General features: G+C 62.1%; 12 protein-coding genes and 1 tRNA gene. 6 read left to right on the forward strand and 7 right to left on the reverse strand.

Annotated elements, in window-relative coordinates:
* Positions 1 to 96 precede the first annotated feature (96 nt).
* Complete coding sequence (gene nudC, locus ACSJJT_RS00420; RefSeq protein ID WP_435916988.1) at positions 97 to 885, forward strand: NAD(+) diphosphatase; 789 nt, start codon at positions 97 to 99, stop codon at positions 883 to 885.
* A 31-nt stretch (positions 886 to 916) separates the two neighbouring features.
* Here nudC and recD read toward each other — a convergent pair whose 3' ends face one another.
* Genes recD through ACSJJT_RS00435 form a run of 3 tightly spaced genes read right to left on the reverse strand, consistent with a single transcriptional unit; the run spans position 917 to position 9,166 of the window.
* Positions 917 to 2,785 carry an exodeoxyribonuclease V subunit alpha gene (gene recD, locus ACSJJT_RS00425; protein WP_435916439.1) on the reverse strand — a complete coding sequence of 623 codons (1,869 nt, stop codon included), beginning with the start codon at positions 2,783 to 2,785 and terminating at the stop codon, positions 917 to 919.
* Entirely contained in the window at positions 2,778 to 6,011 is a 3,234-nt protein-coding gene (locus ACSJJT_RS00430) for a UvrD-helicase domain-containing protein (RefSeq protein WP_435916440.1), read from the reverse strand. Before ACSJJT_RS00430 ends, recD begins: the two co-directional genes overlap by 8 nt.
* Positions 6,008 to 9,166 carry an exodeoxyribonuclease V subunit gamma gene (locus ACSJJT_RS00435; protein ID WP_435916441.1) on the reverse strand — a complete coding sequence of 1,053 codons (3,159 nt, stop codon included), beginning with the start codon at positions 9,164 to 9,166 and terminating at the stop codon, positions 6,008 to 6,010. The genes ACSJJT_RS00430 and ACSJJT_RS00435 overlap by 4 nt, the downstream gene beginning before the upstream one ends.
* A gap of 140 nt (positions 9,167 to 9,306) precedes the next feature.
* Between ACSJJT_RS00435 and ACSJJT_RS00440 the strand changes: the two genes are divergently transcribed.
* A complete protein-coding gene (locus ACSJJT_RS00440; RefSeq protein ID WP_435916989.1) occupies positions 9,307 to 11,412 on the forward strand; it encodes a UvrD-helicase domain-containing protein in 2,106 nt (701 codons plus the stop codon).
* Here the strand turns inward: ACSJJT_RS00440 and ACSJJT_RS00445 are convergent.
* Entirely contained in the window at positions 11,370 to 11,975 is a 606-nt protein-coding gene (locus ACSJJT_RS00445) for a hypothetical protein (RefSeq protein WP_435916442.1), read from the reverse strand. The genes ACSJJT_RS00440 and ACSJJT_RS00445 overlap by 43 nt on opposite strands.
* A gap of 516 nt (positions 11,976 to 12,491) precedes the next feature.
* On the opposite strand from ACSJJT_RS00445, the gene ACSJJT_RS00450 reads away from it, so the two are divergent.
* Positions 12,492 to 13,115 carry a M48 metallopeptidase family protein gene (locus ACSJJT_RS00450; protein ID WP_435916443.1) on the forward strand — a complete coding sequence of 208 codons (624 nt, stop codon included), beginning with the start codon at positions 12,492 to 12,494 and terminating at the stop codon, positions 13,113 to 13,115.
* On the opposite strand, the gene ACSJJT_RS00455 is transcribed toward ACSJJT_RS00450, so the two are convergent.
* On the reverse strand, positions 13,103 to 14,464 hold the full coding sequence (locus ACSJJT_RS00455) for a zinc-dependent metalloprotease (RefSeq protein WP_435916444.1): 1,362 nt from the start codon (positions 14,462 to 14,464) through the stop codon (positions 13,103 to 13,105). The genes ACSJJT_RS00450 and ACSJJT_RS00455 overlap by 13 nt on opposite strands.
* Positions 14,465 to 14,550: 86 nt before the next feature.
* Here ACSJJT_RS00455 and ACSJJT_RS00460 point away from each other — a divergent pair, with 86 nt between their 5' ends.
* From ACSJJT_RS00460 to ACSJJT_RS00470, 3 genes are all read left to right on the forward strand, one after another.
* The gene (locus ACSJJT_RS00460) at positions 14,551 to 15,699 is read left to right on the forward strand and encodes a YlbL family protein (protein ID WP_435916445.1); all 1,149 of its coding nucleotides are present in this window, start codon (positions 14,551 to 14,553) and stop codon (positions 15,697 to 15,699) included.
* A 17-nt stretch (positions 15,700 to 15,716) separates the two neighbouring features.
* On the forward strand, positions 15,717 to 16,259 hold the full coding sequence (locus tag ACSJJT_RS00465; protein ID WP_435916446.1) for a PPA1309 family protein: 543 nt from the start codon (positions 15,717 to 15,719) through the stop codon (positions 16,257 to 16,259).
* Between the two features lie 167 nt (positions 16,260 to 16,426).
* On the forward strand, positions 16,427 to 16,912 hold the full coding sequence (locus tag ACSJJT_RS00470) for a universal stress protein (protein ID WP_435916990.1): 486 nt from the start codon (positions 16,427 to 16,429) through the stop codon (positions 16,910 to 16,912).
* Between the two features lie 74 nt (positions 16,913 to 16,986).
* Here ACSJJT_RS00470 and ACSJJT_RS00475 read toward each other — a convergent pair whose 3' ends face one another.
* Positions 16,987 to 17,631, reverse strand: a complete 645-nt coding sequence (locus ACSJJT_RS00475) for a cation efflux transmembrane domain-containing protein (protein WP_435916447.1) — start codon at positions 17,629 to 17,631, stop codon at positions 16,987 to 16,989.
* A gap of 144 nt (positions 17,632 to 17,775) precedes the next feature.
* Positions 17,776 to 17,852, reverse strand: a tRNA-Met gene (locus ACSJJT_RS00480).
* Positions 17,853 to 18,000: the final 148 nt, after the last annotated feature.

Here is an 18,000-nt window from a genome sequence, read left to right on the forward strand (position 1 = left end):
ACGCGAATCGTGGCTCGACCAATATTGGATCGTTGCCATACAGACCGGGACGACGACGAGGCGAATCGAGCTCGGTGGGAGGATCCGAAGGCCCGATTGTTGCTGATCGACCTGCATGACAAGGTCGTGATGTCCGACGGACGCGTGGCTACTGTTGCGACTGAGGGGGAGCGGGACGACCAGCGCGACCTATTCCTGGGCATCGTCGATGGAGTGCCGTGGTTCGCCCGACGGAACGGTGAGCCGCGTTCAGAAGCTCGCAGCGTGCGCACCGTAAACCTTGACCCGACTGATCGTGAAGTGGTGATGTCGGCTGTCGCAGCTCTCGCGTGGCACGAGGACAATCCGACGTGCCCCCGCTGCGGGGAACCAACACGCATCACCAACGGTGGCCCGGCTCGGGTCTGTGCCCATGGTCACCAGGTCTTCCCACGTACGGACCCGGCAATCATCGCTGCGGTGCTGGATGCCGAGGACCGGATTGTGCTTGCTCGACAACACTCCTGGGCTCCTCACCGTCGATCCGTTCTGGCGGGATTCGTCGAAGCTGGGGAACCAGCGGAGCATGCCTTGGTTCGGGAAGTGGCCGAGGAGACGACCCTGAATATCACAGCGGCGCGGTATGTGGGATCACAGGCATGGCCTTTCCCGCGCTCACTCATGTTTGGTTACGCCGCACGAGCAGTCGGAACGATCGATGTGGGCCACGACGAACTGGCGGAGGCTGATTTCTTCTCCCGCGACGAGATGTCCGATCAGGTTGAATCAGGTCAGTTGCAGTTGCCGCCGACCTTGTCGATTGCCAGGGCTCTCATTGATGCATGGTTGACACATCAGCTCCCCGACCCCGAGAGCGGGTTCGACTTGTCGTCTCCGCTGAGGTGAACGCCGGCAAGCCCTTCGGCAGTTGCTCTGGTCACAGCGAGTGAGTCTCCTCCCATCGACGCTGAATGCCAGACCTGCGGTCATTGGCCCGATCGATGGCCCGCTCCACGGACTCCTTTGTGCCGACAACCGTGAGGTGCTCACGAGCACGAGTGATCGCTGTGTAGAACAACTCACGGGTGAGGAGCGGTGAATCCGGGGGCGGCAGGATGACCGTGACATTGGTGAACTGACTGCCCTGGGCCTTGTGAATCGTCATCGCTTGCAGAGGCTGCAGGGACGGGATGAGTGAACAAGGCAAGCGCCGAGGAGCGCTGCCAGGTCCGGGAAGAGCTACTGTCGGAACAGGTCGCGTCTCCACGACAACCCCGCAATCGCCATTGTTGACGCCCAGCTGAGCGAGGTTATGTGTGACGATGACGGTTTCACCGAGCGCCCATCGGCTCTGGTCAACTCCCGGAAGGACGTCGGTGAGGACAGAAACCGTGCGTTGCGACCACTCGTCGACACCATATGGTCCTTCCCGATGGGCGCACAGCAAGCGATGAGCGTCCACGAGTTTGAGGGCAGCGGCGTCAGACCCTGACTGGACCAGCTCGAGCATCCGCGATCCTGTCTGGGCGATGACGTCCGCGACGGCTGGAAGGTCAGCCATGGTGATGTCGGCGGGATCGGTATCGATCCAGGACATGCTTGGCAGAACGGAAGCTGACCCTGACACATCGTGCTCGGGCCGGAACGTGGTGAGCACCTCAAGAGCGGTGTCCTTGTCCCCCTCACGAACGGCTTCCGAGAGATCCGCGATGTCTCCTCGTGATCGGTGATTGTGAGTGAGAATCGTGACAGGCAGACGTGTGTCGAGGGTCTCGGCTGAGGACACAATATCTGCCAGAACACTTCCAGCGTCCACGGAAACGAGCTGGCCCGGGTCTCCCACCAGGATGAGGCGAGTTCCGGTTCCAACGGCGGCGAGGAGACTGGCCGCCAGTGGGAGGGAGAGCATGGACGCCTCGTCGACGACGACCACTCCGAACGGAAGCTGGCGCTGCTCGTCGTAGCCGAAGGACGTCCCTGGTCCCTGCCATTTCAAAAGCGAATGGACGGTCGTGGCATCAGCGACGACGGGTCTGAGATCGTCAGGCATGCGCTCTGAGACCTCTGACACCGAGTCACGAAGTCGGGCCGCTGCTTTGCCGCTGGGGGCTGTGAGGGCAATGGCACCGAGGTGAGGATCTGCCTTCTGAAGTGATGCCAAGATGGTGCACACTGTCGTCGTCTTTCCGGTCCCAGGTCCACCAGCAAGGACACTGATCCGGTGCGTGATGGCGGCAACAGCAGCCTCGGCCTGGGCCGGATCCAACACGATCCCGGAAGACGCGAGAGCAGCGCTTACCTCTGAGACGATCTGCTCGGCGGGAACGGGTCCCTGGCCTGGGGGGTTCGCGGCCAGGGAGGCCACGTCGCGTGCGACATCGTGTTCAGCCTGCCAGTACTTCTCAAGGTAGAGCAGGCCCTCGTCCAAACGGGCCGGCAATTGATTGAGTGGATCAGCGCGGCCCGCAATGACGGGGCTTTCGGCAAGGGCAGAGAGCCACTGCCCAGGTTCAGGCCATTCCAGGTCGTCAAAGAGCGCAGCCAGTTCGCTGTCGTTGATGTCCGGAATGGCTGGATCGAGAACCTGATGTCGGATGGACTCGGCAATCTCGTGGGGATCCCAGAACACTGATCCTCGGCGCAGCTCACGGCACGACAACGCAATAGCCAAACTCACGTCAGCGTTGTGTTCCCCGCCGATACGGCACACCAAGTTGGCAAGGTGAATGTCGCTTGGTTCGAGGACGCCTGCGCGGGCGAAAGGCTCCAATCTGTTTCCGGCCCCGACCGGCACGAGTTCAGGCACGATGACCTCCCAAACAGTCGCTGATGGCCTCGATGAGTTCCGGCTTTGGATGCCAGGTGAACACTCCCTGCGGCATCCCCGTCTCCGGAGCTGGGCGACCGGTCATCCCTCGAACGAAGAGATACCCAATCGGGCCGAGGTGGCGGGCAGGGTCGTACCCGGTAAGGCTCGACGAGAGAAAACGATGCAAGGCCGCCGAATACAACAGCCCCTGAAGGGGGTAGTGAGAGCTGAACATCATGGCGCGCATGGTGTTGGTGTCGTACATGTCGGCCCGTAACTTCCGAGCACCAGGAACTCGATTCGTCTTGTAGTCGACCACGAGGTGGCGTCCATCCGGTCGCCTCAGAACAGCATCAATCGACCCGGTGAGGAATCCGCGTAGGGCCTGATCACTGTTGGGTATGTGGGCCAGCGCGTCTCCATAACCATGGATCGGATCGTCGGGTGGCACCAAACCTGGATCCCCGAGCAGGGCTGCCAGGTCGGTCGTCGTTGCTGCGAGACCGGATTGAGACATCGCCAACTCGAAGTTCATCTCGGCGAGTCGGTCGTCGGGGGAGAAGCTCGCCAAGGACATGCCCGGCGCCAGCTCGCCGAGATCAGTTCGCAGAACCTGTTCCAAACCGTTGGCAAGATCTGTTGCAGGGACATCCGGCAGCGGCGTAGTTCGCAGAATCCTGCGGGTGATCGCGAGGACCTCGTTGAACACATCCGCAGAAGTTGTGTCGACGTACTCCAGGACTTCGTGTACCAACGTGCCGAAGGACGTGCCGCCTGGAAGGCCGCAGAGGCCTGGTGCAGTGGTGTCGGGGGACCCATTGTCCTTGGGCTCGTCAGTCAATGTGGTCGTCAGGGCAGTGAAGGCGGAGCCATGAAGCTCGGCGGTCAATCCCGAGTACGAGGTTCGGACGAAGTCGAGGTCGAGCGGTCGCCTCAGAGAGCGAGGAGATGCAATGACCCGATGCTCGGCGTCGGACGTTCGAGTGAGCTGTTTCTGATTGATGGGTGCGAGGGTTGTCATAATGGGCCCTGAGTTGAGCCAAGGGAGGGTACCTGGATCAGTTCCGGCCCTGCCAAGGCCGAGTTTGCCAGTGGACCGGTCCATTTCGACCAGACGCTGGAAGGCTGACCATCGATTGCGCCGTGAGCACGGAGACCACCACAGCCGAACGGCTGATCGGGCACGGGTGAGGGCAACGTAGAGAAGTCGCAGATTTTCGCCACGCTCGTCCTCCTCGTGGCTCTCAATGGCCATGGCACGATCAATCCCCTGGGAGGAGATGTCGAGCACGCGGCGCTGCCCGTCATGCCAGACAACCGGCCCGCTGATGCTCTTCCTCGGCGCCCATCCATGGGCGACATCAGGTAGCAGGATGACCGGGAACCCCAAACCTTTCGCCTCATGAATGGTCATGACGTTGACGGCTTGGTGGTCACTGTCGAGACGACGGGGATCATCGTCACCAGCTCGTTGTTGCTGATCGCGTATCCATCCTGCGGTTGCCGTCGGCGTCAATGCGGCCTCGACAGCTGCGGCATGGGCCTTTTGAGCGATCTGACGGAGGTCGGTGACGTATCGCTCGCCCCCGCTCATGCTGACAAGACGATCCAACACCCCTGGTCGGTGAAGGGCGGCTTCCACGGTGCCCCAGACCCCGGTACTGGGCCACGCGCTCGCCCAACGGGCCACGTCGATGGCGAGGTCGGAACGCACTCGCGACTCCGATGCCGCGAGGTCAGCAGGAGTTGCACCAATGAGGTCAGACAAGCACAACCGGGTTCGCAGCCTCTCGTCAGTGTTGTCGAGAGCTTCCAGGACGGTGATGAGATCCTCGGCTGCACGGGAAGACCACACCGGTGATGCGCCGGAGAAGACTGCAGGTTGATTGGCCCGTGACAACGCGGCAGCGATCTCGGCACCTCGCCTCCGCGTCCTGACGAGGATGGCGATGTCGTTGGGGCGAAGTGGCCTGTCATACTCGTCGCCATCACGAATGGTCGTGCCGCCTTCCAGCATCATAATGACTTGATTGACGAGGTCCTCGGTGATGAAGCAATCCGAGGTGGTGGCATCCAGTTGCCCGTCAATGGGGGCTTGGAGACAACGGATTTGGAATGGTTGTGACCAGCTGTATCGGTGGCCCTGCGAAGCTTCGGTGCCAATTCGTGACGTCTGGTGACGGGCGGTAACCGGCTCCATGGCGATACCGCGTCCTAGCTGTGCATTGCCGAAAAGGGTATTGACCGCCTCGACGATGGGCTTGTCCGCCCGGTAATTGACGTCGAGGTGGAGGACGTGTTCAGCAGAATTAGCGGCATCCTGATAGGCGTAGATGTCGGCACCGCGAAACGCGTAGATGGACTGCTTGGGATCTCCGATGAGCCACAAGTTGCTGTGTCCATGAAATGCCCGGTGCAAGATTTCCCACTGGAGAGGATCTGTGTCCTGGAACTCATCAACCATGACCAGGGAGAACCGCTGTGCCAACGTCGTACATGCCATTGGGCCACGTACGTGATCCCGCAGCGCTCCGACAAGATCTCCGATGAGGTCGTCAAAGGTATGGACTGCTCTCGTCCGCGAGCGCCTTCGTACCTCGTCACGCACGGACATGGCCCAGCCAAGATCGGGCGACGCGACGTCCACATCTGTCGCGATCGGCACTTCGCCGTACCTGACGGCAACGGCCCTGGACAGATCCCGCTTGTCACCGACCGAAGGAGGTCGGTCAGCATCGAGGTATCGAGCCAGATAGAAGTCGTCAGACACCTCGTTGGCCACTGGAGTGAGGTCAGCCATCAGGACTGACGACGGGTCGTGATCTGCCAGGACTCCCAACTCGGCGAGCATTCGGGCGGCGAACTCGTGGGTGGTTGTCATGACGGCCCGGTCGAAGGAGTCGAGGGCCGCCTCCACACGTTTCAGCCCTTCTGCACCTAGGCTCTTCAGGGAGCCATCGCAGGTGTCAGCAGACTCCCGGCGACCTGCGAGCAAGGATGCGGTGCTGACAAGGCGTTCATACACTCGGCCACGTAGTTCCTGAGCTGCTGATCGGTTGAAGGTGACCAGCAGGAGATCCTCGATGTTCACCATTCCGGTAGCGATCGCTTTGGCACACACCGCCGAAATCGTCCACGTTTTTCCGGTTCCCGCGCTCGCAGACAACAGGACCGTTCCCTGTGGTAGCGGATCAGCGATGTTGAATGAGGTGTTTGTCGTCATGCCATACTCCCGGGATGAGTGAAACGAGCCATTGAGGGTTGTGAGGACCCGGTTTCTTGCGACGCCCGAATGATGGGGTTGAACAACCACCCGGAAAGCTCCTCAAGGGTGGTTCCGAGTTCATGACAGCGGGTGATCAGCTCGGTAACGTCAGTGCCCAGGAATGCTGCCCAGTTCGGATCACGTTCCCGCGACCACTGCACTTGGAGAGCACTGGCCCCGGTGCGGTAGTCATTGCGGGCCATGGGAGACAGGCCCACCAGAGCATGGGCCAGTTTGACGGGCAAAGGGATGAGCTGTTGGTTGCTCCACCATGCCAGACGTGCCAGACCGGCGAGAATCCGGCGTGCACGGTCGGGATCCGGGGCCACCATCTTTCGAACTCCGTCGCTCGAGACCAGCGCGCCACTCCATCCGACCTCCTCAGTGGTGATGGCGACCGCTAGGAGGTCAACCCACAGGTCAAGAATCGGCCTGGCATTGGCACGGGTCGCGACAGCGTGAACGATCTGTTTGTTTCTCACGCCCACCCGGCCTCGCAGCGAGACCGCATGTATCGGGTCGATGATGAGACCGTCAGGCCACCTCAATGGCGGGTTGTCACCTTCAACGAGATCAAGGTTGATTTCGATGAATCGTTCATCGGCATCACCACGAAGCTGGTTGGCCAGCTGTGAAATACGCATCGCATCGTTTGCCAAGGAAGTGACGAGATGCTGACCCAAGCGGCCCGGGGGAGTCGATCCGCGCAACCGCTCGGCGTCAATGGCATCGTCTGGGTTCGAACCATGCTCGAGGTCCGTGAGGATCCGAGAACGGATCCAATACTTGTCCAACGGTGTTGGGGCAAGGGGGAGGTCGATTGGCAACGGCGTGGTTCTCTCGTTGGCTGGAGCACCTGCCCGTGCCCGGAGCAATGTCCGAGCTGGGTGAGACAACGCCAGGGTGAGATCGGTTGGCGACATTCGCGATTCGGGAAGCTCCGCCACCGATGGTAGAACAACGCGTTCACGACGTCGCTGCGAACCAGGTTGGCATCGTGCCGCACTGGCTGCGATGTGATCGAAACCGCGCCACGATACGCCGCTTCCATCACAGAACTCATCAGGCGAGAAGGGCTGCAAACCGTGATCGACGTATTGGGCAGTGGTGGATCTCACCTGGAGTGATTGCTCGAGCGACGTCGTGAATGGGCCAGGCAGCACGGGCAGGTTGGTCACGGCGTTTCGAGCCTGTCGCACGACGATGAGACGGCTCCTTGCCGACAGGGCAACGTCAAGCAGGTTCTGGCGTGCTCTCGCAGTCGGGTCGAGGCAGTCATCGCGCAACCCTTGCAGCTGGTCGGCCCGAATGACGTCTTGATCAGGGTCAACGATGATGACGACTTGATGATCAATGGGGGAGAGATCCCCGGGACGACACACGTGAAGCGAACCGTCGAACCATGTGTGACGACCGTGATGTGTACGCGACAGCCAGATCAGAAGATCAATGATCTCCTGGCGATCGAAGTGTCGGTTCTCCGCAGCCACGTCAAGACCGGTCAGAAGGGAGAGGGTGTCCAGGACAGAGCGCGGAGCATCACTGGGCGCGGCAGTGAGGGTGTCGACGAGATCGCTGATGCGAGTTGACCACGCCGTGATTGTCGCGGGTGCCTCGGTGTCCAGAAAGGCCTTGCGCAGTCGCGATACCAGTTCGGCGAGCTTTCCGACCACTGGGATCGTGGTGGAACCGACGTCAGTAATGGGTGTGACGGTACCAAGATGGGTAGGAGGAGCTGACGACATCGCGATGGCGAGAAGCATGCGCTCGATTCCGGCCAACCAGGTCGACTGCCTGATGCGTCCCAGCCCGGCATTCTCTCGAGCCGCTGGATCAACCCCCCATCGGATGTCCGACTGGCTCACTAGTCGTTCGATGGTTTCCTGGTCATCGTCGGAGAATCCGAAACGTGCCCTCACAGCTGGCATCGCGCACAGATTGAGGAGATCTTGTCCGGTCGCGCGAGACGACGCCAAGCCAAGGACGGTTGTGACGGCCTCGGTCACCGGATTGACACGATCCTGGGGAGGGAGAGTCGTGAAACGGATTCGGTTGGCCGGGTGAGTGACGTCCGCCATAGTGCTTGCGGACAACAGGTGCACAGTATCCGGGCGTCCCGAACAGACGATGACGACATCCCTTGGTTGAACCGTCTCGTCATCGGCGAGAACTGCGCAGACGACGTCGCGTATCACTTCTGCCTGACGGTCTGGCCCGTGGCAGTTGTGGATCTCGACCGGGGCCAGCTCGTTGGCTGGAGCGCCCGAAGCCTGACCCGTCACCGGAAGCGATGATGCGGTCCACTTCGTGGTCGTCCTGGTGCGCAGGCGGTCGAAGGTGCGCCACGGATCGTCATGGTCAATGGCGTGGTCGAGGTGGACGATCATGATCGTGCGCGATGCCGCCAGTGCTTCGACCAACTCGACGTCATGATGGGGCAGAGCTGTCGAGGACAGCCACACGATGGGTGCACCGGATGACGGTTCCAGGCTTCGTACTGCGTCGACCAGCATCTCGTGCCTGGTCACGGGGTCGGCAACGGGGCAGGACTCTGCGAGCAGGGTACGCCAGAGTGGGGCCCACCAGGACCGGGCGGGATCCAGGGGGGTGCCGGTGAGATCGACGTCATGGTCATCGTCGCGTCCGGGACCATGACCTTGTGACCAGGTTCGCAGCACCTCGTGGGAGTCTCGGACCAACGCCGTCAAGGCTTCTGCGGCTTGCCGGGCAGTCGTCCATGATGCGCGCGGAATACCTTGTCGGCGGCTGGCATCGACATGAGCGGAGACGATCTCGAAACCCGGGGAATCGGTCTCGATGATGCGTGCAATTCGCAACGCCAATGGCCCAGGGCGCCACGGATCCTCGCCGCGCTCAATCCCGAGGAGCTGTTCCTCGAGACGGGTGCGGAGACCTTGAGGCGTTGCCGACTGGATACCGGCGGCGATGCCATGACGGCGGGCAAGTTCCTGCAGCAGAGCGCGGGAATGGGCAGCGCTGGGTGTCACGAGCAGCGGGCGAATGAAAGGGTCCTCAGAAGGTTGCGCAAGGGCCGCCGTCACAGCTTCGCAGACCTGGTGCCAGCTGTGAACAACCTTCACCACTCCTGCCATCGGAGCACCTCCTCGTGACGACTCGGTCCCATCCTGAACTGTTGGAAGCCGAACTGGTCAGTCAGTTTAGGGGCGCTGTCGGACAGGATTTGAGACAGTTGGATACGTGTCAGCCGAACAGCTCGACGGACCATGCCGCCGTGGAGCTGTCGGTACGTGCCTCTAGGGTGAGCACCGTGAGACCCCGATCGGCGGATGCGATCCTGGCAGCACTGGATCCTGAGCAGGTGAAGGTTGCCAAGACCTTCGACGTTCCGGTGTGTGTCATAGCTGGTGCCGGAACGGGAAAGACTCGCGCTGTCACCCACCGCATCGCCTACGGAGCCGCGACCGGAAAGCTTGACCCGCGCCGGACTCTTGCCGTGACCTTCACCACCAAGGCCGCCGGCACGATGAAGGGACGACTCGCTGACCTCGGTGTGATGGGGGTACAGGCTCGCACCATTCACTCGGCAGCCCTGCGCCAGATCAGATTCTTCTGGCCGCGCGCCTACAACTGCGAATTGCCACCGGTGAGCGATTCGAGATTCTTCATGGTTGCCGAGGCCACCCGACGTATCGGCCTGGGACATGACACAGCACTGTTGCGGGATCTGTCTGCCGAGATTTCCTGGGCGAAGGTCTCGAATGTTCCCAACGAACGATATGCAGCCTTGGCGCGAACGGAAGGACGGGTGGTGGCCGGGGTGTCCGCCACCGATGTCGGCAGGGTCCTGGCCGGATACGAAGCGGTCAAACGGGAGCGTTGCGTCATTGACCTGGACGACATCTTGCTGTGTGCCGTCGGAATGTTGGTTCAACACCGCGACATCACTGAGGAAATCCGTTCCCGATATCAACACTTCGTCGTTGATGAGTATCAGGATGTGTCTCCCCTCCAGCACCGGTTGCTCGAGCTGTGGTTCGGCGACCGCAATGATGTGTGCGTTGTCGGGGATCCCCATCAGGCCATTCACTCTTACGCTGGTGCGCGGGCCGACTACCTGATGAACTTTGTGGCAGATCACCCTGGTGCCACACGCATTGACTTGGTCCGGAACTATCGTTCGACTCCGGAAATCATCCGGCTGGCCAATGGAGTTCTCGTCAACCGCATGGCCTCCGATGAAGCTCCCGAACATGGCAGGGGAGTGACCTTGGTCTCTCATGGCCGTTCGGGCCCCGAGCCGATCTACCAGGTGCTTGGTGACGACTCGTCCGAAGCCTCGGCGATCGCGATGTGGGTGGAATCGCGTCATGCCGCGGGGACCCCGTGGTCTGAGATTGCCGTGTTGTACCGAGTGAATCCCCAGGCGAGCCATCTTGAGGCAGCGTTCGCCGAGCGGTCCATCCCATACCTGGTCAAGGGATCCGAGCGGTTCTATGAGAGGCGGGAGGTCCGGCGCACTCTCGATGCCCTCATCCGGATCGTCGCTGATGAACCTGGGGCCGACGCCATGCTCGCCTTCGACCAACTTCTTGCCTCGCAAGGGTGGACGACCGCAGCTCCCCAGGGAGAGGGAGAGGTGAGGCAGCGGTGGGAATCGCTGCAGGCCCTCCATGACCTCGCGGCCTCTGCCGTCAGGGAGGGGGCGACGACCCTGGCGGACTTGGCCACCGTGTTCTCGCGGCGAGCTGCTACCCGGGAAGTCCCTGTTGGAGACGGCGTCACTCTGTCGACATTGCACGCATCGAAGGGGCTCGAATGGGATGTCGTCGCCCTGTATGGGATGAGCGACGCCATGGTGCCGTTCATCATGGCGGAAACTCCCGCCGAGATCGCCTCGGAGCGACGTCTGCTTCACGTCGGCGTCACCAGAGCTCGTCGAGACCTGTGGGTTTCGTATTCCTGGGCGGGATCGAACCGCGACCGCCAGGGGATCTCGCGCTTCCTGCGAGGATTGCCGGGCGCCGCAGACGCATCCACCACACCTCCACACCACCGGAAACGCCGCGCGACCGTCGCAGTGTGTTCGGTCTGTGGGGAGGCGTTGACTGTTGCGCGGGATCGCAAACTCGGCCACCACATTGCATGCGAGGTCGGGGTTGACCCGGCACTGGTCGAGCGGTTGCGCGCATGGCGTAGCGAACGAGCGGAGGCGGATCGCGTACCCGCCTTCGTCATTCTCACCGATGCCACCTTGCTCAGCGTGTCCGAGAAACGGCCAAAATCGGTGGAGGAGCTGCTGCAGGTTCCGGGAATCGGCCGACGTAAGGCCGATCTTTACGCAGCTGATCTCATCCAGGTGTTGCACGACCCCTCCTGAAACGACCAGCAGTGACAACCCGGCTGAGCCGGCACATCGAGACTGCGTTCGCCGGCGTCGGTCTTCACGTGGACGGACTTCGCGCGACACACATCTGAGCCATCGCGAAGGGCCAGAGCTGCCGCTTCGATCTGGTTCACCAGCCACGCGGTGACAGTCGGATCGTGACTGTCTCCCTTCGTCGTACGAGCCATCGTCATCCAATCGGGATCGCGCGCCGCCAGCGCCATGTCCGCGCAGTGCTGGCACCCCGGGTGATGATCGTTGATCGGTCCGAGAACACCCCAACGATGGCGTCCCCAGGCAATGACCGACGGGATGCCGGCTCGATGACACTGCTCGGCAATGTCACGGCCTCCGGACAAGGTACTTGGACAGATGACGACGACGTGGACCTCGGGGCAGGACACCTCGGACACGCACTGAAGGTCGCGAAATCCCCGGGCCTGCCCGCCACGCATCCACATCGTCACCTCGACACGTCGTGCATCCAGACCGTGAACGATGTCCTGGGAGACGCCGTCGTCACTGACAACGGCAACTCGCAGGCCGGTCGGTCTCATCACCATTGCGCACGTGTGAAGGCAATTCGCGATATCTGCAGGAACATCGATGTGTCCGTCATGGCTTGCACGCACGCCTCGCAGCCGAAATGATCGACCGTCTGGGGCAAGCAGGCGCAATCCGCCGGGTACGGGCGTCCAAGGACAATCAAGTTCAACACGCATGCCTTGAGAATCGCGAAAGGCTTGAAGCGCGGGAAGGACCAACAAGACGACGGGCAACACGTCAGCAGTGACGGGCAACACACTGCCCCTCGCGGACAACACATGCGGACGTTCGAACAACACCGAGTCCGAGCACGACCTGGCACGTCAGGACACGAGGCTAGAGGGGACATGGGAACCCCCGGACCACCACGATGTGCCTTCCCCTGCACACCCGAGATCCGGGGGTTGGTCTCAATCTAGGGCAGGTTGGGGTTCTCGTCAACCACTGTGCGCTCAGATTTCGTGATGCCTCAGAGCCGAGCCGCAGCGCAGGACACTGCCTCGCCGACAGTGTCCTACCCACCGGGCATGATGGGTCACATGGCTGGCAGGGCAACCACTGACGAGATCATCGCAGCGCGCGACGGTAGGCCAGAAATCATCATTCGGCGTAGTTCTCGACGCCACCGCACCTTGAGCGCACGAATGGAGGGCACGTCCGTCCTCGTCATGGTTCCCATGGGTATGCGGAAAGCCGATCAGAATCGTCAAGTCATGGACCTGGTCGACAAGGTGACGCGATCCCAGACTCGACGACGATCCAGTGCGACATCTGAAGAGCTGACACGTCGCGCTCGTCGGCTGTGCCGGACTCACCTAGAGCCGCGGGTGAGGCACCCTGTCGAGCCCACCTCAGTGAGGTGGGTGTCAAATCAGAACACTCGGTGGGGATCATGTACTCCGGCGACGGGACAGATCAGGCTGTCAGACCGCATGGTCGGATTCCCAGACTGGGTTCTGGATCATGTTCTGGCCCATGAGCTGTGCCATCTGGTGGAAGCCAGTCACAATCGACGGTTCCACGAGCTGCTCGCAGGATTTCCCAATGCGGAGCGTGCAGAGGGATTCCTTGACGGGTATCAGTGGGCTGCTTCCGGAGGAGTCGATACTCCCGAACACCAGCCCGACGACAGGTTGGCTCAGTCGCCCTGACCGTGATCGCGCAACAGCTTCTCCAACTCGGCATCGAGATCATCGCCGTCTTCAGCAATGTTCTGACGATCGCCTGAGACATAGCCCAACGGGTCATCAAGGTCGGCAGCGGTGGGCACGAGATCGGGGTGGTTCCACACCTGGTCGCGTCCGACCGTGCCACGGGCCTCGCGCAGTGCCGCCCACAGGTTAGCCGCGTCGCGGACGCGGCGAGGGCGAAGCTCCAGACCGAGCAAGGACTGGAAGAACGTCTCGGCGGGGCCAGATGTGGCGCGACGACGGCGCACGGCCTCGGCCAGCTGGTCGTGGCTGGGAAGCCAGGTGCGGGCGACCTGGGATGTCACCTCGTCGACCCATCCCTCAATGAGGGCGAGCAGGGTTTCAAGACGCTGAAGGACGCCCTCCTGCTCCGGCGTGCGGGTCGGCTCGAAGAGGCGTCCTTGCAACCGCTCGGACATCTCCTGGGCCTTCTCCGGGGTCAACTGGGACAGGTCATCAATGTCGATGGCGTCCTCGATGGCAGAGGAATCGATGCGAATTTCGCGAGCATAGTGCTCGACGAGGGCCAACAGCTGCGGTCCAAGCCAACTCACCGCGTTGAACAGACGCTGACGGGCCGACTCACGCAGCACGAGGTAGAGCTCGACATCTCGTGGATCAAGGTCGAGGTCATTCCATGCCGCGGCAATGTTGGCCGGAAGAAGGACGACCTGCGGTACCGGCAACACCTGCAGACCAATTTCGGTTCCCGTCACCGTCGAGGTCGACAGTTCACCAAGGCCCTGGGCCAGCTGTGCTCCGTACAGCATGGCCGACATCCGGCGAAACACCGGTCCCATCATCTGGGTCAGGGCAGCCACCGGGTCATCGGGGCCGCCAGGTGACATCAATCCAGTCATCGCCTCGGTCAGGGAGACCAGTACCGGCTCAACGACCGACTGCCATGAGGAAAAGGTGTGCTCGATCCACTCCGCACGGCTCCAACAGGCAGGCTGCGTGTTGACCTGGGCGAACTCGCATTCTCGGTCGAGCCAGCTCTCTGCAAGACGCGATGCGTCGAGCAGGGCGGTGCGCTCCTGCTGGCCTGGCGTCGGATCAGGGCCGCGAGAGGCAGTGATGTGGCGAGCCATGTCCTTGATGTGAGACCAATCGACCGGTCCGTCGCTCGGATTGGCTCCCGGCATTGCGAAACCAACCGGTCCGTCTGAGCTGAACATCTGCGACAACTGGGTCATGAACGAGGTGAGGTCACCATTGGCGGGCAGGCCCAGTTGCTGCATCATGCGGCGTAACTGCGCGGCCATCTCCTCGGGGTCGGGCTGCCCAGAATTCTGGGGTCCGTCACTCATTCCCGTCTCCGTTCGCTCGTCGTGGTGTCCCTGCCAAGTCTAGAGCTGTCGCCGTGGTGGAAAAGTGATTGCCCGTTCCGGCTAGCATGGCCACCATGTCCGAGTCGATCACGCCCACTTCACCGGCGCAGGACTCCGGCACGCCCGCAGCGACGACCACCGCGGTCGATGCCGAGACCCGCCAGAGGGCGCGTTTTCCCACTCGTTGGACCGCGATCTCGTCGGCTCTTGTCGTGCTGCTGTGCGTGCTGGCCCTGATCCTCGTGCCCATCCCATTCGTAGCCAGGTCGCCAGGACAGACGGTGAATCTGCTTTCGACGAACGAGCAGGGTAAGCCGATGATCCAGATTGACGGCTTGACCACTCGGCACAGCGAGGGCGAGATGAGGATGACCACGGTGTCCACCACCCGTGCGGATTCACGTCTCAGTCTCGCGGAGGCGTTGGTGGACCACATCCGTCAGGACCATGATGTCTTGCAGCGGGAGGCCATCTACCCGCCTGGGCGTTCCCCTCAGCAGGTCAACGCTGAGGAGTCGTACATGATGGACACCTCCCAGCGTGATGCTGCCGTGGCTGCACTGCGCGCCGCAGGTCAGCCTGTCGTTGAAATGCCCATGGTCAATGCCGTCAGTGCGGTTGGTCCCGCCCACGGAAAACTCGAGCCCGGTGACCTCATCGAGAAGGTCGATGGGAAGCCGGTGAGCTCCCTTCTCGACGTCGGCAAGGCGCTTCGCAAGCACGCCGTGGGCGACACAATGGTGTTCGGGGTGTTGCGGAACTCCACTTCGAGGACGGTTGCTGTGACGACGGTCTCATCTGTCAGCGATCGCAGAGCTCCCGCCGTCGGCATCACCGTCGACACCGGATACCGCTACGCCCCGACGGTCAACTATGGAATCCCAGCAGACATCGTCGGCCCTTCAGCCGGACTTGCCATGGCCCTGTCGATCTATCAGATGGTCGCCCCGAATGACCTCATCGGCTCGCTTCGAATCGCCAGTACCGGAAGTATTTCCCCTGACGGCAACGTGGTTGCCATCGGCGGTATCCAGGAGAAGATCGCTGGCGCGGAGCGGGACGGCGCCAAGATCTTCCTCGTGCCGGCAGGCAATTGTCGCGACGTCAGTGGGGTTCGGACCTCGATGCGTCTGGTCAAGGTCTCAAACCTCAAGGACGCGATTGCGGTCATCCAGAAGATCCGCAGTGGAGGAACGGGAGTACCGCATTGCTGAGTGATGAGGGCGAGAAGATGAGTCAGGATGTCGAGAACGCAGGGTCCGAGACACCGTCGGTCAATGATGCGCTCGTGGCATGTCTGGCTGAGATCGAGAGGTTCGTCGGAACATCGAGCTGGGGTGGCCCCCCACGCCTGTTCGCCCTGGCGCGCACCGTCGACCTCATGAAGGCCGAACCTGCACTTGCCGGTCAGCTCGCCCCGGGCAGTCCGGGTAGTCTCTCCAGCATCGAGCAGGACGACTTCCATGCGGGGGAGGATCTGGCCCAGGCCCTCGCCACGACGGCTTGGGGAGAGGCCGTTGACGGGGCGGCCATCTGTGTCGAACGGATCTTCCTGCCCGACGAGTGTGCCAACGAGATTCCGGACGGTCCGGACAAGGCTGCAGCTTTCGTCGCAGCTCATCCCAAGCGTCAGGACGTACGTGTCGTGGCCGGTGCGCTGCGTGATGGCAGCCACTATGGGGTGGCCCGTCTCGTCGATCATCCGGAGGACTTGCTCGGATCGGTCGACCTCGTCCCGGCCTTGGAGTCCGCCGTTCTCGGCACCCTGAGGTGACGACCGGTCGTGAGGTCGTCTCGTGGTCGGTAATGTGCACCGTGTCGGTAACGTGCCGCCACATGTAGGAGACGATCATGACCGAGCAGCAACACGAGCTGGCCAAGGACACCTCCGTGACCGACCGCCGTGCATCCGTGACATACGAGCGTTCGCCCCGGGGGACGATGAGGGGCCGTCCGGTCATCGTCGCGATCATGCCGGACATTCCGCGAGCCGTGCTGGAGGTCGGCGTCGAGCATGCCAGGGCCATGGGCGGCAAGATCGTCTTCGCTTATGTCGCGACCGATCGTGTGCCGAACCCGTCTGATCCCGACCAGAGCCACCCACTGGACCCGAGTGCCCAACGCATTTCGATGGCGACTGCCCGGTCGTCGATCCAAGGCGCTCTGGACACCTTCATGGCGAACTACCCGGAGATGGAGTGGGACCTCATCCACCTGTCCGGCCTGCCGGATCAGCAGCTTGCCCACCTTGCTCACAACATCGACGCCGGATGTTTCGTGCTGGGGACACGGCGTCCCGGGTTCCGTGCTGGTTTGCAGGAGTGGCTGGACGGCTCTGTGGCAGTCCAGTTGGGACGCCGCCAGCTGCGTCCGGTCATCATTGCCCCACTGCGTGGCGAGGACTGGGACCAGCCGCTGTGTCGGTGAGGCCCATGGCGTCTGGCGGTTCCGTGCCGGGAGGTGTGGCTGACGAGGGGCTCGGCGAGACGTTCCGGTGCCGCTCAGTCCTCGTCAATCTCTAGTTGAGGCACCTCCCGGCGAGCCTGCGCCCACACGTCCTTGGCGGCGTTGGCATTGATGGCGGACATCACGAGTCCGACGATGACGTCGGGCCAGACCGTGAACCACACCGTCGTGATGAGACCAGCGACCAGAATGAGCACATTGCCGAGCACGTCATTGCGTGCGGCCAGCCATGCCCCTCGAACCAGGCTCGATCCTTGGTGACGCAATGTCATGAGTGCGATGGCGCACGACAGGTTGATGAGCAGGGCAATGATGGCCGTCACTGACAACGGCACGGGCTCGGGCGGGACCCCTGAGATGATCTTCCAGACGGCAGTTCCCAATGCTGCAGCTGCCGGTACGAGGATGAGACCGGCCAACCAGATGCTGGCCTTCCGTCGTGACTGCACCGACCACCCGAGGGCCACCAGGACGAGTCCGTTGATGAGGACGTCCTCGAGGAAGTCTGCCGCGTCGGCGAACAGCGATGCTGATCCGATTATGGATGCGACCGTGACGTCAATGACGAGTCCGATGGCATTGAGGATCGTCACGAGAGCGATGATCCGTCTGGTCGATGGTGAATTGATCTCGTCGGCTGCGTCGGCGGTACAGGTGGGGGACTCATCGGAATGTGTCACGAGTCGCCAGTCTGTCAGATTACGCATGACCGAGTGACCGTGTCCGATTCCTGCGGACGAGTCCGTCATCCCTCGCGAAGCGAACTCAGGGGGCATGACGAAGGCCGGTTCACAAGGAGAGTTCCTTGTGAACCGGCCTTCTGGTGGTAGCGGGGACAGGATTTGAACCTGTGACCTCCGGGTTATGAGCCCGGCGAGCTACCGAACTGCTCCACCCCGCGTCGACTTGCTCGACTATACAGATCACACCGGTGCAAGACAAATCAGGTCGGGACGTGCTTCACACGCCAGGCGCATCACCCCCCGTCTTCGGCATCCGGCCGGTCCGCAGATCGGGCACATCTCACCCCACTACCAACCTCACTGTCA

The sequence above is a fragment of the Cutibacterium nasicola genome, assembly GCF_051303185.1.
Taxonomy (GTDB): domain Bacteria; phylum Actinomycetota; class Actinomycetes; order Propionibacteriales; family Propionibacteriaceae; genus Cutibacterium.